The sequence below is a fragment of the Pseudolysobacter antarcticus genome (assembly GCF_004168365.1).
GTDB lineage: Bacteria > Pseudomonadota > Gammaproteobacteria > Xanthomonadales > Rhodanobacteraceae > Pseudolysobacter > Pseudolysobacter antarcticus.
Genome location: NZ_CP035704.1, coordinates 922973 through 935305 on the forward strand (window position 1 = coordinate 922973; position 12333 = coordinate 935305).

Annotated in this window: 14 protein-coding genes; all 14 read left to right on the forward strand. The window is 59.5% G+C overall.

All coding sequences use genetic code 11. The annotated features are described in order from the left end of the window. The 14 genes from ELE36_RS03955 (at position 1) to queC (ending at position 12143) form a co-directional block, all read left to right on the forward strand. Complete coding sequence (locus ELE36_RS03955) at positions 1-624, forward strand: alpha/beta fold hydrolase (RefSeq protein WP_129831858.1); 624 nt, start codon at positions 1-3, stop codon at positions 622-624. Positions 625-890: 266 nt separating this feature from the next. After that, entirely contained in the window at positions 891-1412 is a 522-nt protein-coding gene (ruvC, locus tag ELE36_RS03960) for a crossover junction endodeoxyribonuclease RuvC (RefSeq protein ID WP_129831859.1), read from the forward strand. Next, positions 1409-2002, forward strand: coding sequence for a Holliday junction branch migration protein RuvA (ruvA, locus tag ELE36_RS03965; RefSeq protein WP_129831860.1), 594 nt, complete (start codon positions 1409-1411; stop codon positions 2000-2002). Before ruvC ends, ruvA begins: the two co-directional genes overlap by 4 nt. Positions 2003-2054: 52 nt before the next feature. Then, entirely contained in the window at positions 2055-3938 is a 1884-nt protein-coding gene (locus tag ELE36_RS03970; RefSeq protein WP_242512352.1) for a potassium transporter Kup, read from the forward strand. Between the two features lie 148 nt (positions 3939-4086). Beyond that, positions 4087-5133 (forward strand): Holliday junction branch migration DNA helicase RuvB, encoded by a 1047-nt coding sequence (gene ruvB, locus ELE36_RS03975; protein WP_129831861.1) that lies wholly within the window; start codon positions 4087-4089, stop codon positions 5131-5133. After that, on the forward strand, positions 5120-5551 hold the full coding sequence (ybgC, locus tag ELE36_RS03980) for a tol-pal system-associated acyl-CoA thioesterase (protein ID WP_129831862.1): 432 nt from the start codon (positions 5120-5122) through the stop codon (positions 5549-5551). Before ruvB ends, ybgC begins: the two co-directional genes overlap by 14 nt. Next, positions 5548-6240: a protein TolQ gene (tolQ, locus tag ELE36_RS03985; protein ID WP_129831863.1), complete on the forward strand. Its 693-nt coding sequence runs from the start codon at positions 5548-5550 to the stop codon at positions 6238-6240. Before ybgC ends, tolQ begins: the two co-directional genes overlap by 4 nt. A gap of 45 nt (positions 6241-6285) precedes the next feature. After that, positions 6286-6726 (forward strand): protein TolR, encoded by a 441-nt coding sequence (gene tolR, locus ELE36_RS03990; RefSeq protein ID WP_129836591.1) that lies wholly within the window; start codon positions 6286-6288, stop codon positions 6724-6726. Between the two features lie 55 nt (positions 6727-6781). After that, entirely contained in the window at positions 6782-7756 is a 975-nt protein-coding gene (gene tolA, locus ELE36_RS03995; RefSeq protein ID WP_129831864.1) for a cell envelope integrity protein TolA, read from the forward strand. A gap of 15 nt (positions 7757-7771) precedes the next feature. Next, positions 7772-9094: a Tol-Pal system beta propeller repeat protein TolB gene (gene tolB, locus ELE36_RS04000; protein WP_425480889.1), complete on the forward strand. Its 1323-nt coding sequence runs from the start codon at positions 7772-7774 to the stop codon at positions 9092-9094. An 87-nt stretch (positions 9095-9181) separates the two neighbouring features. Next, positions 9182-9697, forward strand: coding sequence for a peptidoglycan-associated lipoprotein Pal (gene pal, locus ELE36_RS04005; RefSeq protein ID WP_425480904.1), 516 nt, complete (start codon positions 9182-9184; stop codon positions 9695-9697). Positions 9698-9706: 9 nt separating this feature from the next. Continuing rightward, a complete protein-coding gene (gene ybgF, locus ELE36_RS04010) occupies positions 9707-10603 on the forward strand; it encodes a tol-pal system protein YbgF (RefSeq protein ID WP_242512353.1) in 897 nt (298 codons plus the stop codon). Between the two features lie 17 nt (positions 10604-10620). Beyond that, positions 10621-11313 (forward strand): 7-carboxy-7-deazaguanine synthase QueE, encoded by a 693-nt coding sequence (gene queE / locus ELE36_RS04015; RefSeq protein ID WP_425480890.1) that lies wholly within the window; start codon positions 10621-10623, stop codon positions 11311-11313. A 146-nt stretch (positions 11314-11459) separates the two neighbouring features. Then, positions 11460-12143: a 7-cyano-7-deazaguanine synthase QueC gene (queC, locus tag ELE36_RS04020; RefSeq protein ID WP_129831868.1), complete on the forward strand. Its 684-nt coding sequence runs from the start codon at positions 11460-11462 to the stop codon at positions 12141-12143. Positions 12144-12333 lie beyond the last annotated feature (190 nt).

The following is a 12333-nucleotide window of genomic DNA, read 5'->3' on the forward strand; positions in this document are numbered from 1 at the left end:
GTGAGCGAACACATTCTGTTGCTGCACGGCTTGTGGATGCGCGGCTTCACGCTGTTGCCGCTGAAGCGTCGCCTGGCGGCGGCAGGTTATGTTGTGCACATCGGCGATTACGCCAGTGTGATGCGTGGTGTGGATGACAGCGTGATACGACTGGTCGAGCGCGCGCGGCGCTGGCGGGCGCCGCGTTTGCATCTGGTGGGGCATAGTCTGGGCGGCCTGATTGCATTGAAAATGCTGCAGCAGGCACCAGATCTGCGGTATGGAAATGTGGTTTGTCTGGGCACACCATTACGCGGCAGCGCTGCCGCACGCGGCTTGGCGAAACTTCCGGGCGGGCGCAGTTTCCTCGGCAAAAACCACAACATGCTGCAGCAAGGGTTGGCGGAATGGCAGTGTCCAACTCCGCTGGGCATGATCGCCGGTCGTGTCCCGGTCGGCATCGGTGCGTTGCTCGCGCCGATTACATTGCCACACGATGGCACCGTCAGTCTGGCGGAGACGGAATTGCCCGGCCTGAGCGACCATTGCATCGTTTCATCCACGCATACTGGTTTGGTATTTTCGCGGCAAGTTGCAGACCAGATCATCGCCTTTCTGCAAAATGCACGTTTCAGCAACGATTGACGGATCTTGCGGCGATGCAGCATGCAAGCGTGTTAAGATTTCATACTTCGAGGTTGGCAGACAGTTTCATGGCCGGTCATGGTTGTAGAAAAATATCTCCTCGCGCAGAAATGCGCCCGCTGCGCCGCGCGGCGAATGCGCTGAGTAGCGGTTTGCCTACTCTGATCTCCTTGCGGAAACGCACGCCTGGTTAAGCCTGCGGTCGTGCATGCCGTGCGCGTTCGTGCGTATCGGCCGACCCGGCGTGTCCTGCGCACCGTCCTATCATGACCCGCATCCTCGGCATCGACCCAGGCTCGCAACGTACCGGCATCGGCATTGTCGATGCGGATAGCGCGGGCAAATCCAGCTATGTGTTTCATACCGCGTTGAGCTTGCTCGACAACGCCACATTCTCGCTGCGGCTGAAACAGATTTTCGATCAGCTGTCCGCGATCATCGACGAATATCGTCCCGATGAAGTCGCGATCGAGCGCGTATTCATGGCACGCAATCCCGACTCCGCCTTGAAGCTCGGCCAGGCGCGCGGCGCGGCAATCTGCGCGGTGGTCAATCGCGATCTGGACATCACCGAATACGCGGCGAAGGAAATCAAGCAGGCCGTTGTCGGCACCGGTGCTGCGGATAAAACTCAGGTGCAACACATGGTATGCATGTTGCTGAATCTGACCGGCAAATTGCAGGCTGATGCGGCCGATGCACTCGCGGTTGCTCTGACCCACGCGCATACGCGCACGAGTATCCTGCGCCTCGGTATTCCGCGCACGGCATGGAGACGCAGACGATGATCGGACGCTTGCGAGGTGTATTGGTATCGAAACAGCCGCCATGGCTGGTGATCGATGTCGGTGGCGTCGGCTACGAACTTGAAGCGCCGCTATCGACGATTTTCGATCTGCCCGAAACCGGTCGTGAAGTCACGCTTTTCACGCATTACGCGGTAAAAGAAGACACGGTCGCGTTGTACGGTTTTCTACGCGAGTCGGAACGCAGCATGTTCCGCGCCTTGCAGAAGGTCAGCGGCATCGGCGCGAAGACGTCGCTGTCGGTATTGTCGGGTGCGACCGTGGATGAATTTGCGCGGCTCGTGCACAGCGGTGATATCGCCGCACTGACACGCATTCCGGGCATTGGCAAGAAAACTGCAGAGCGAATCGTCGTGGAGTTGCGTGATCGAGTCGAGGCGCTGGGCGCGGCAGCGCTGCCCGGCTTCGGTAATCGTGCGGTACCCGCCGATCCGGTTTCCGAGGCCACCGTGGCGCTGCAATCGCTGGGTTACAAACCGGTGGAAGTGACGCGGATGGTCAAGGCCGCTGCGGCAGAAGGTGACACGGCGGAAGCGATCATCCGCAAGGCGCTGCAGGCGGCGTTGCGTTGAATTTTTTGCAAACTGAAACAACCCCGAATTACTTAGTGATGTTGTCATACTCATGAGTCCACAGAACCCCGATCAAAAACGCCAGAGCATGAAGGCGCTGGCGCTTGGCGCGCTTGGCGTCGTGTATGGCGACATCGGCACCAGTCCGCTGTACTCCGTGCAAACCACGTTCGGCACGCATGGCATCGCGCCTGATCCGGCGAATATCCTCGGCGTGCTGTCGCTGATTTTCTGGTCGCTGGTGATGGTTGTTTCGCTGAAGTACGTCGTCTTCATCATGGGCGCCGACAACCGTGGCGAAGGCGGCATCATGGCCTTGCTCGCACTCGCGCAACGCGGCGTAAAGGAAAATCCGCGCGCGCGTTGGGTGATCATGGTGCTGGGCATTTTCGGCGCGGCGCTGTTCTACGGCGATGGCGTGATCACGCCTGCGATTTCGGTATTGTCCGCGGTCGAAGGTCTTGAAGTCGCGGCACCTGCGCTGGTGCACTACGTGGTGCCGATCACGCTGGCGGTGCTGATTCTGTTGTTCATCCTGCAACGTAGCGGCACGGCCAAGGTCGGCGCCGTATTCGGCCCGATCATGTGCGTGTGGTTCGTCAGCATTGCGTTGCTCGGCGTGCATGCGCTGATCCAGCAGCCGACCGTGTTCAAGGCTTTGTATCCGGGGTACGCGGTGCAGTTTTTCATCAACAACGGCTGGCACGCGTTCGCCGCACTCGGCGGTGTGGTACTGACTTTGACCGGCGCCGAAGCGCTGTATGCCGACATGGGCCACTTCGGCAAAAATCCCATCCGCCTGGCGTGGTTCGGTTTTGTTTCGCCAGCGTTGGTGCTGAACTATTTCGGCCAGGGCGCGTTGCTCATGAGCGATCCGAGCGCGGTATCGAATCCGTTCTACAAGATGGTGCCCGAACCATTGTTGTATCCGATGATCGGCCTCGCCACCGTAGCCACGGTGATCGCGTCGCAGGCGGTGATCACTGGTGCGTTTTCGATGACGCGTGAGGCGATCCAGCTCGGCTTTTCGCCGCGCATGGAAATCGTGCATACCTCGCAACGGCAGATGGGCCAGATCTACATGCCGTGGATCAATCGCACCTTGCTGCTGCTTATCATTGCGGCCGTGATCGGCTTCGGTTCGTCCGAACATCTGGCTGCGGCTTATGGTATCGCCGTGACCGGCACGATGGTCGCGACCACGCTGCTCGCGCTGGTTGTGGCACGCCGCCAATGGCATTGGAACAAACTTGTGGTGCTGGCAGCGGGCGTGATTTTCTTGATTATCGATTTGTCTTTCTTCGGTGCCAACCTCATCAAGGTCGAACACGGCGGCTGGTTCCCGCTCATCCTCGGCGCCGGTATTTTCACGCTGATGACGACATGGCGGCGCGGGCGCGATCTGGTGCTGCGCGAGCTCAAGCAAAGCGGACTCGCGCTGGAGCCTTTCATCACGAGCATCATGGCGCACCCGCCGACACGCGTGCCGGGCACGGCGGTGTTCCTTACCGCAAGCGCCCATTCGGTGCCGAACGCATTGCTGCACAATCTCAAGCACAACAAGGTGCTGCACGAGCGCAATGTATTGCTCAAGGTTGCGGTGCTCGATGTGCCTTTTGCGGATAAATCCGAGCGTCTCGAAATCAATGCACTGGGCCACGAGTTTTATCGGCTGACGATACGCTTCGGTTTCAGCGAAGATCCGAACATCACCGCCGTGCTGCCGCGTTGCGAAAACATGGATCTGCCATTCGACATGATGGATACGACGTTCTTCGTCAGCCGCGAAACGGTGGTCGCGAGCAATCGGCCCGGCATGCCGTTGTGGCGCGACAAACTGTTCGCGTTCATGACGCGTAACGCGAGTTCGGCCACGGCGTTTTTCCAGATTCCGGCGAACCGGCTGATCGAGCTTGGCACGCAAGTCGAGATTTGATTTGGCCGTCCAGATGCGGCAGCTATTTTGCGCATCGAACTAAACTGAACATGAACGCGCGGTGTTGGTCGGCGCGATCGTGCCGACACAGCGCACCGCAGGCCTGCATGCCCTGCCATAATGCCGCCATGCTGAAATTGCGCCGCCCATGACCGATTCCCGCCTGATCGCTGCTTCCGCCACGCGCGAAGACGAGCTGCTCGACTCCAGCATTCGTCCGAAAAACTTGTCCGAATATCTCGGCCAGGTTGCGGTGCGCGAACAGATGTCGATCTACATTCAGGCGGCCAAACAACGCAAGGAAGCTCTCGACCACGTGCTGATCTTCGGCCCGCCGGGACTCGGCAAAACCACGCTGTCGCACGTCATCGCGAATGAGCTTGGCGTCAACATGCGCAGCACGTCCGGCCCGGTGATCGAGCGCGCCGGCGATCTCGCCGCGTTGTTGACCAACCTGCAGCCGCACGATGTTTTGTTCGTCGACGAAATCCATCGCCTCTCGCCGGTAGTGGAAGAAGTGCTGTATCCGGCGATGGAAGATTTTCAGATCGACATCATGATCGGCGAAGGCCCGGCGGCGCGCTCGATCAAACTCGATCTGCCACCGTTCACGTTGATCGGCGCAACCACACGTGCGGGCTTGCTAACTGCGCCGCTGCGCGATCGGTTCGGCATCGTGCAACGGCTCGAATTTTATACGCCGGGCGAACTCGCCGCGATCGTGCGGCGCTCGGCGAAAATCCTCGGTATTTCGTGTGCGGACGATGGTGCGGTCGAGATCGCCAACCGTTCGCGTGGCACGCCGCGTATCGCCAACCGGCTGTTGAGACGCGTGCGCGATTTTGCGCAGATCAAGGCCGACGGCATCATCACGCGTGAGGTCGCTGCGGCGGCGATGGTGATGTTGAATGTCGATGCCGAAGGTTTCGATCAGCTCGATCGCCGCCTGCTCAGCACGATCATCGAAAGTTTCGATGGTGGCCCGGTAGGTGTCGAATCGCTGGCCGCAGCGCTCAGCGAAGAACGCGGCACGATCGAGGATGTGGTCGAGCCGTTCCTGATCCAGCAAGGTTTTCTCATGCGCACCGCGCGCGGACGCATGGCGACCAGCAAAACTTATCGTCATCTCGGTTTGAAGCCGCCGCCGCGCGCGAATCAGCCGCAGCCCGAACTGTTCGTCGATGACAATGTCTGATCCCACGGCGGCGGAACATTTCAGCTGGCCGGTACGTGTGTACTGGGAAGATACCGACGGCGGCGGCGTGGTTTATCACGCGGCGTATTTGTGTTTTTGCGAGCGCGCGCGCACCGAATGGCTGCGCGCGCGCGGCATCGAACAAGAGCGTTTGCGCGCGGTCAGTGATGTCGTGTTTGTGGTGTGCGATGTCAACCTGAAATTCCGCAAGCCCGCACGGCTGGACGATCTGCTCGACATCAGTGTCGAGGTGCTCGAACGGCGCTCCGCGAGCATGACGTTTCAGCAGCGCCTGGTACGCCGCAGCGATGGTGCATTGCTGGTCGAGGCGCGCTTGCGCGTGGCGTGTTTGCACGCTTCCAGTTTTCGGCCGCGGCCGATTCCCGATGATTTATTGCAGGAGATTCCAAAGGCATGAACGGCGATCTGAATATTCTTCAACTGGTGCTCGGCGCCAGTTTGCTGGTGAAGTTGGTGCTCGGCGTACTCGTGGCATTTTCGTTCTTGTCGTGGGTGATCATCTTCCGCAAGAAGGCGATGCTGGATCGCGCGATGAACGGCGCGAATGCGTTCGAGGAACGTTTCTGGTCTGGCGCCGATCTTGCGGTGCTACATCGCGAAGTCACCGCTGAAAGCGATCAGATCACCGGCATCGAAAGTATCTTCGAATCCGGTTATCGCGAATTCGCGCGACTGCGCCAACGTCGGCAGATGGATTCGCGCACGATGCTCGAAGGCGCGCAGCGTGCGATGCGCGTGGCGTTGTCGCGCGAGATCGATCGGCTCGAACAGAATCTGGAATTTCTCGCCAACGTCGGTTCGATCAGTCCGTACATCGGCCTGTTCGGCACAGTGTGGGGAATCATGGGCGCGTTCAGCGGCCTGGCGTCGGTAAAAGAAGCCACGATCGCGATGGTCGCGCCCGGAATTTCCGAAGCGCTGATCGCGACCGCGATGGGTTTGTTCGCGGCGATTCCGGCAGTGTGGGCATACAACCGCTACGCCACGCGACTCGAACGCATCACTGTGCGCTACGAGAGTTTTCTCGAAGAATTTTCCTCGATCCTGCAGCGCCAGGCGCACATCGAAGATCACGGCAATGCGTGAGAAATTTAACCCTGCGCTCCCCATCGTCACGTTGAAAGCATGACCATGCAGACCGGACAACGCCGCAAGCGCCGCAAACTCAAAGCCGAGATCAACGTCGTGCCGTACATCGACGTGATGCTGGTGCTGCTGATCATTTTCATGGTCACCGCACCACTGCTGAATCTTGGGGTGGATATCCAGCTGCCGCAATCCGCCGCCAAGGCGTTGCATCCCGACAAGGAGCCGGTGGTCATCAGTATTGACGAAAAAGGTGCGTATTTTCTAACCCTCGGCGGCACGCCGCGCGAGCCGATCGATGGCGCCGCACTGGTCAAGAAAGTGTCTGCGTTCGTGCGCCAGAATCCGGATGTGCCGGTGATGATCGGCGGCGACGAGCGTGTTGATTACGGCAAGGTCTATCAGGTGATGGTGTTGCTGCAGCAGGCCGGTGTGCCCAAGGTCGGCCTCATGAGCGCGCCGATCCAAGAAACCAAACCACGCTGATGCGAATCGCTTCGGTTATGCGCAGCACGACAGACCTCGGCGGCGAGCGCTGAGCATGGAAAAAACCGGCGACAAACTGCGCGCGTTTTTCTACGCCCTGCTGGTGCATCTAGTGGTGGTGGCGATTGCCGTGCTCGGAATGTTCTGGACCAATGCGACGAGGCCGGTGACCTTGCCGGGGCCGGTGATCGAGGCGGAACTGGTCGGTGTCGCGCAAGCGCCGAAAGCGCACGCGGCGAGCAAGTCGAAACCGACGCCGCCGGCACCAGTGACTCCACCTGAACCGGTCAAGCCGCCGACGGCAGAACCGGCAGATGCCGCACCGCCACCGAAGCCGACGCCGCCCAAACCGACACCGCAGGAAATCAAGCGCGATCAGGCTGCCCAGGCCGAGATCTTGCGGCAGGATCAGAAAAATCAGGAGCGCGTCGCCGAGATGGCGCGCGAGAAAGCCGACAAAGCGGAAAAGGTCGAGGCCGAGCGCAAGCGTCAGGAGCAAATCCTGCTCGAACAGAAAGAGCAGGAAGAACAGGCCAAACGCGAGCAGGCGATTATCAAGGAGCTGGACGCCGCCAAGAAAAAAACCGAGGCTGCCAACAGGAAGCTCAAGCTCGAACAGGAAAAACAAAAGCAGCTCGCCGATACCAATGCCAAGCCTGCGGCGAAACCGCCGGCGGCGCCGCAACGCGCACCGGCGGCTGAGGTGCCTGAAGCGGAGAAAGCGCAGACCGGCATGAACGGAACCGATGCGAGTTTGCTCGGTGAATACAGTGCGGCGATCCAGAATGCGGTGACGTTAAATTGGTTGCGGCCAGACAGCGCTCAAGGTGGCCTTAGTTGCGTCGTTCACATCACGCAGATTCCTGGCGGTGAGGTTTTGAGCGCGAACGTAAGCGGCGCATGTAATGCCGATGCCATCACGAGAAACTCTATCGAGCAGGCAGTCAAACGCGCAGCACCGTTGCCTTACAAAGGTTATGAGAAAGTGTTTCAGCGTGACCTAAATTTGATTTTTAAGTACAACGGATAACGGATGAGGAAACCTATGAACATGCCAAAAATTTGGATGAGAGGTCTGGCGCTGTTGCTGGTGGTGCTGAGTGCAAGCTTGGCGCAGGCACAAGGGCTGAGCATCGATATCGTCAACGGTACGCCGTCGGCATTGCCAATTGCCGTAGTGCCGTTCGCCTTCGAAGGCGCGGGCGTGCCACCTGACGTTGATGTGTCGGAAATCATGCGCAACGATTTCAACCGCTCGGGGAAATTCCGCGGTTTGCCAAAAGCCGACATCATCGAGTTTCCGACACGTCAGTCGGAAGTGAAATTTGCGACGTGGAATCTGCTCAAGCAGGCGTATCTCGTGGTCGGGCGCGTGCGTGACGGCAGCAACGGCGAACTCACTGTCGAATACGAATTGTTCGATGTCGCCAAACAGCAGGCGCTATTGATCGGCAAGCCGATTTCCGGCCAGCGCAGCGACATGCGTGGCCTCGCGCACAAAATCGCCGATGACGTCTACGAAAAAATCCTCGGCGTACGCGGCGCGTTCTGGACGCGTGTTGCCTACATTACCTCCAGCGGCAGCGGCAACAACATGAACTACGCGCTGATGGTGGCTGATTCCGACGGCTACGGCCCACAGACCGTCGTGAAATCGCACGAGCCGCTGCTGTCGCCCGCTTGGTCGCCAGATGGTAACAAAATCGCGTATGTCTCGTTCGAGCGTGGCAATTCGGCGATTTACATCCAGGATATTTCAACCGGCTCGCGCGAGCTGGTGTCGGCCAACAAGGGCATCAACGGCGGACCATCCTTTTCGCCGGATGGCACGCGCCTTGCGCTGACTTTGTCATACGGCGGTAATCCTGATATCTACATTATGGATCTGGCGACCAAGAAAACCACGCAGATCACCAAGCATTTTGCGATCGACGTCGAAGCGACCTGGATGCCTGACGGGCAGAGTCTGATTTTCACGTCGGATCGTTCCGGCAAACCACAGCTGTATCAAGCTTCGATTACTGGCGGTGATGCGACGCGAATCAGCTTCCAGGGCGAATACAACGCCACGCCATCGATCATCAACGATGGCCGCAGCGTAAAGATCGCTATGGCGCAAGGCGGCGGAAATGTGTATCGTGTTGCTGTTTTAGACCGCGCCAGTGGCGAAAGTAAAATGATTTCGCCGGGCAGCCTGGATGAACACCCCAGCTTTGCGCCGAATGGCAGCATGCTGATTTATGCCGCTACCGAAGGTTCGCGCGGTGTTTTATATGCGATTTCTGCAGATGGTCTTGTGCGACAGCGCCTGGTTCTTGCCGACGGCGATGTGCGCGAGCCGGCATGGTCCCCGTATCGCAAGCGTTGAAGAAGAAAGTGCACCGGTCCACGGTGTGCGCGAGTGTAAGTTTTTATTTTAGCTAACCATTGAGGGAACACCATGAGCCACCCGAATCTGAACACCTTTTTCCGCGTTGCCCTGTGCGGCGCGCTCGTCCTGAGCATCGCCGCCTGCAGCAAGAAAGCAGTCAAGCATGACGATCAGCCAGCAAACAACGACAATGGCGCGACCACCCAGCCGACCAAGCCGCATGGCAAGTACAGCCCGGGCGATCTGAACACCGACTCTTGCCTGCTGCAGCGCGTTGTGTACTTCGATTACGACAAAGCCGAAATCGCGTCGGATTTCCGCGCAGCGATCGCTTGCCATGCCGAATACCTGCGTGAGTTCCCGGGCGCACGCGTAACCCTCGAAGGCAACACCGACGAGCGCGGTACGCGCGAATACAACCTCGGCCTCGGCGAGCGTCGTGGCAATGCGGTCAACTCGGCACTTTCCTCGGCCGGTGCATCGTCCAGCCAGCTCAACGTAGTCAGCTACGGTGAAGAGCGCGCGACTTGCAAAGAGCACGCTGAAAGCTGCTGGCACAAGAACCGCCGCGTCGAGATCGTCTATAGCTCGAAGCAGTAAGATCAGACCATGCGCAAGCTGTACCCTGTAACTCGTTTCGTTCTGGCGCTGGCCTTGATGGCTGGCGCTGGCTGGGCTTCGGCTCAGGATTCCGGCCGTCTGAGCCTCGCTGACCGTGTTGCCCGCCTCGAGCAACAATCGCAAAGCGGCTCGGGTGTCGATATGGTCAACCAGATCAATGCCCTGCAAGCGCAGGTGCAGACGCTGCAAGGCCAGCTCGAAGAGTCCAAGCATCAACTCGACGAACAGAAACAGAGCGGCAAAGCGCAGTACTCCGATCTTGATTCACGGCTCGCCAAGCTCGAAGGTCGCGGCACCGGTGCCGCACCTTTGGCTGGCGCAGCTGCGGCCAATCAAGGTCAGATGCAGGATGTAACGCTCGGCGCCACTGGCGCCGCAGCGTCTGCAGCTGCGGCAAATAATGCCGCTGCGGCAGACATGCAAAATCCGGTGGAAACCGCGCGTCGTTCGCCGGCATTGGCCAGCAATACACCGGCCGCACCCGCTGATCCTGCTGCGGAAAAAGCCGCTTATGATGAAGCCTTCGCGGCGTTGAAAGATGGCCGTTATGCCGAATCCGCACGCCGTTTCCAGGCGTTCACGGCGGATTATCCGAACAGCGATTTGTCCAGCAACGCCAACTACTGGCTCGGCGAATCGTATTACGTCACCCAGAATTATCGCATCGCACTGGAGACTTTCCAGAAGCTGCTGACCCTGTTTCCAACCAGTCAGAAAGCTCCCGATGCGCTGCTGAAAGTCGGCTACTGCCAGTACGAAATGAAAGACTGGAATGCCGCTGAAACCACGCTCAACAGTGTGGTGCAGAAATATCCGAACACTACCGTCGCCAGCCTCGCGCAGGGCCGCTTGCGCGCGCTCAAGCTTGAAGGCCGTCACGGCTGATCGACCATTCAGGAGCCTTGGCCGTGGCCGAAGGCGATAGCAATTCTCAAACACTCAGCCCTGCGTTAGCCGAACGCCTGCGCATCAGCGAGATTTTTTGCTCGATCCAAGGCGAGTCCCGCAGCGCCGGCTGGCCGACCGTATTCGTGCGCCTCACTGGCTGCCCGTTGCGTTGCACGTGGTGCGATACCGAATATGCATTTCACGGCGGCGGCTGGCGCAGTATCGACGACATCGTGCAGGAAGTCGCCACGCACAAGACGCATCATGTCTGTGTCACCGGCGGCGAGCCGCTTGCGCAGAAACGCTGCCTGACGTTGTTGCAACGCCTGTGCGATGCCGGCCACGAAGTGTCGCTGGAAACCAGTGGTGCGCTGGATGTTTCGCAGGTCGATCCGCGCGTGATCAAGGTCGTCGATTTGAAGGCACCGGGCTCCGGCGAGCACAAGCGCAATCGCTGGCAAAATATCCCATCGCTCGCGCCATCGGATCAAATCAAGTTTGTGCTGGCCGATCGCGCCGATTACGACTGGGCTAACGCTGTGCTGACCGAACACAAGCTGCATGAGCGCTGCGAGGTGTTGTATTCGCCAGTGCACGGCAGCCTCGCGCCGCGCGAACTGGCCGAATGGATACTCGCCGATCACCTGCCGGTGCGCATGCAAATGCAGTTGCACAAGCTGCTCTGGGGCGATGTGCCGGGGCATTGATTCGCGGCATCGATTCCATATGCCGGCAACAACTCCGTTCGTCCGACCAGCTCCGCTGTTGAACACCTGCGTAGGTTTTTTGCTCGTCATTCCTGCCTGCGCGCGAATGACGATTCGTTTTTGACATTGATATGGTCTGGAAAGTTATGAGCTCATCCACTTCATCACCACGCGCCGTTGTCCTCGTGTCTGGCGGCATGGATTCGGCTGTGGTTCTCGCCCTGGCGCGCGAACAAGGCTTCGATTGCTACGCGTTGAGCGTCGCCTACGGACAGCGGCATTCCTCCGAACTCGAAGCCGCCGCGCGCGTCTCGCAAGCGCTCGGCGCGATCACGCATAAAGTGGTCGTGGTGGATCTGCGCGCGATCGGCGGCTCGGCGCTTACGGCGGATATCGAAGTGCCCGAACAAGGCGGCGCCGGCATCCCGGTGACCTACGTGCCGGCGCGCAATACCATCATGTTGTCGATCGCGCTCGGCTGGGCCGAAGTGCTTGGTGCCGACGAAATTTATTGCGGCGTCAACGCGGTGGATTATTCCGGCTACCCGGATTGTCGTCCGGCATTTATCGAAGCGTTCGAGCGGCTCGGCAATCTCGCTACCAAGGCCGGCGTCGAAGGTCACGCGCTGCATGTGCGCGCGCCGCTGATGCGCATGAGCAAAGCCGATATCGTGCGCGAAGGCGTGCGCCTGAACGTCGATTTTGCCGCAACCGTATCCTGCTACAACGCTGATATTGCCGGTCGCGCCTGCGCGCATTGCGATGCCTGCCGCTTGCGCGCCGACGGCTTCATTGCGGCTGGCGTGAGCGATCCCACGCATTACGTCTAGCCGGCCTGCGCGCATGATGCGCTGATTGCGGCGCGGACCGGCGGATGGAAATTCGGCTCATCCTGATCGTCTGACTCCGGCATCGCGGATAAGGAAACCCATAATCCGTGGCGCGAAGTGCTAGTCGCAGCGTTTTTTACTTGTCAGCGCACGCATCTGGCCCTACACTTCGCAGCCCGCAATTCCCGTC

Bases quoted from the DNA above. Each gene is read 5' to 3' on its own strand.
- ruvC (WP_129831859.1), top strand. From the start codon at position 891: ATGACCCGCATCCTCGGCATCGACCCAGGCTCGCAACGTACCGGCATC.
- ruvA (WP_129831860.1), top strand. From the start codon at position 1,409: ATGATCGGACGCTTGCGAGGTGTATTGGTATCGAAACAGCCGCCATGG.
- ELE36_RS03970 (WP_242512352.1), top strand. From the start codon at position 2,055: ATGAGTCCACAGAACCCCGATCAAAAACGCCAGAGCATGAAGGCGCTG.
- ruvB (WP_129831861.1), top strand. From the start codon at position 4,087: ATGACCGATTCCCGCCTGATCGCTGCTTCCGCCACGCGCGAAGACGAG.
- ybgC (WP_129831862.1), top strand. From the start codon at position 5,120: ATGACAATGTCTGATCCCACGGCGGCGGAACATTTCAGCTGGCCGGTA.
- tolQ (WP_129831863.1), top strand. From the start codon at position 5,548: ATGAACGGCGATCTGAATATTCTTCAACTGGTGCTCGGCGCCAGTTTG.
- tolR (WP_129836591.1), top strand. From the start codon at position 6,286: ATGCAGACCGGACAACGCCGCAAGCGCCGCAAACTCAAAGCCGAGATC.
- tolA (WP_129831864.1), top strand. From the start codon at position 6,782: ATGGAAAAAACCGGCGACAAACTGCGCGCGTTTTTCTACGCCCTGCTG.
- tolB (WP_425480889.1), top strand. From the start codon at position 7,772: ATGAACATGCCAAAAATTTGGATGAGAGGTCTGGCGCTGTTGCTGGTG.
- ybgF (WP_242512353.1), top strand. From the start codon at position 9,707: ATGCGCAAGCTGTACCCTGTAACTCGTTTCGTTCTGGCGCTGGCCTTG.
- queC (WP_129831868.1), top strand. From the start codon at position 11,460: ATGAGCTCATCCACTTCATCACCACGCGCCGTTGTCCTCGTGTCTGGC.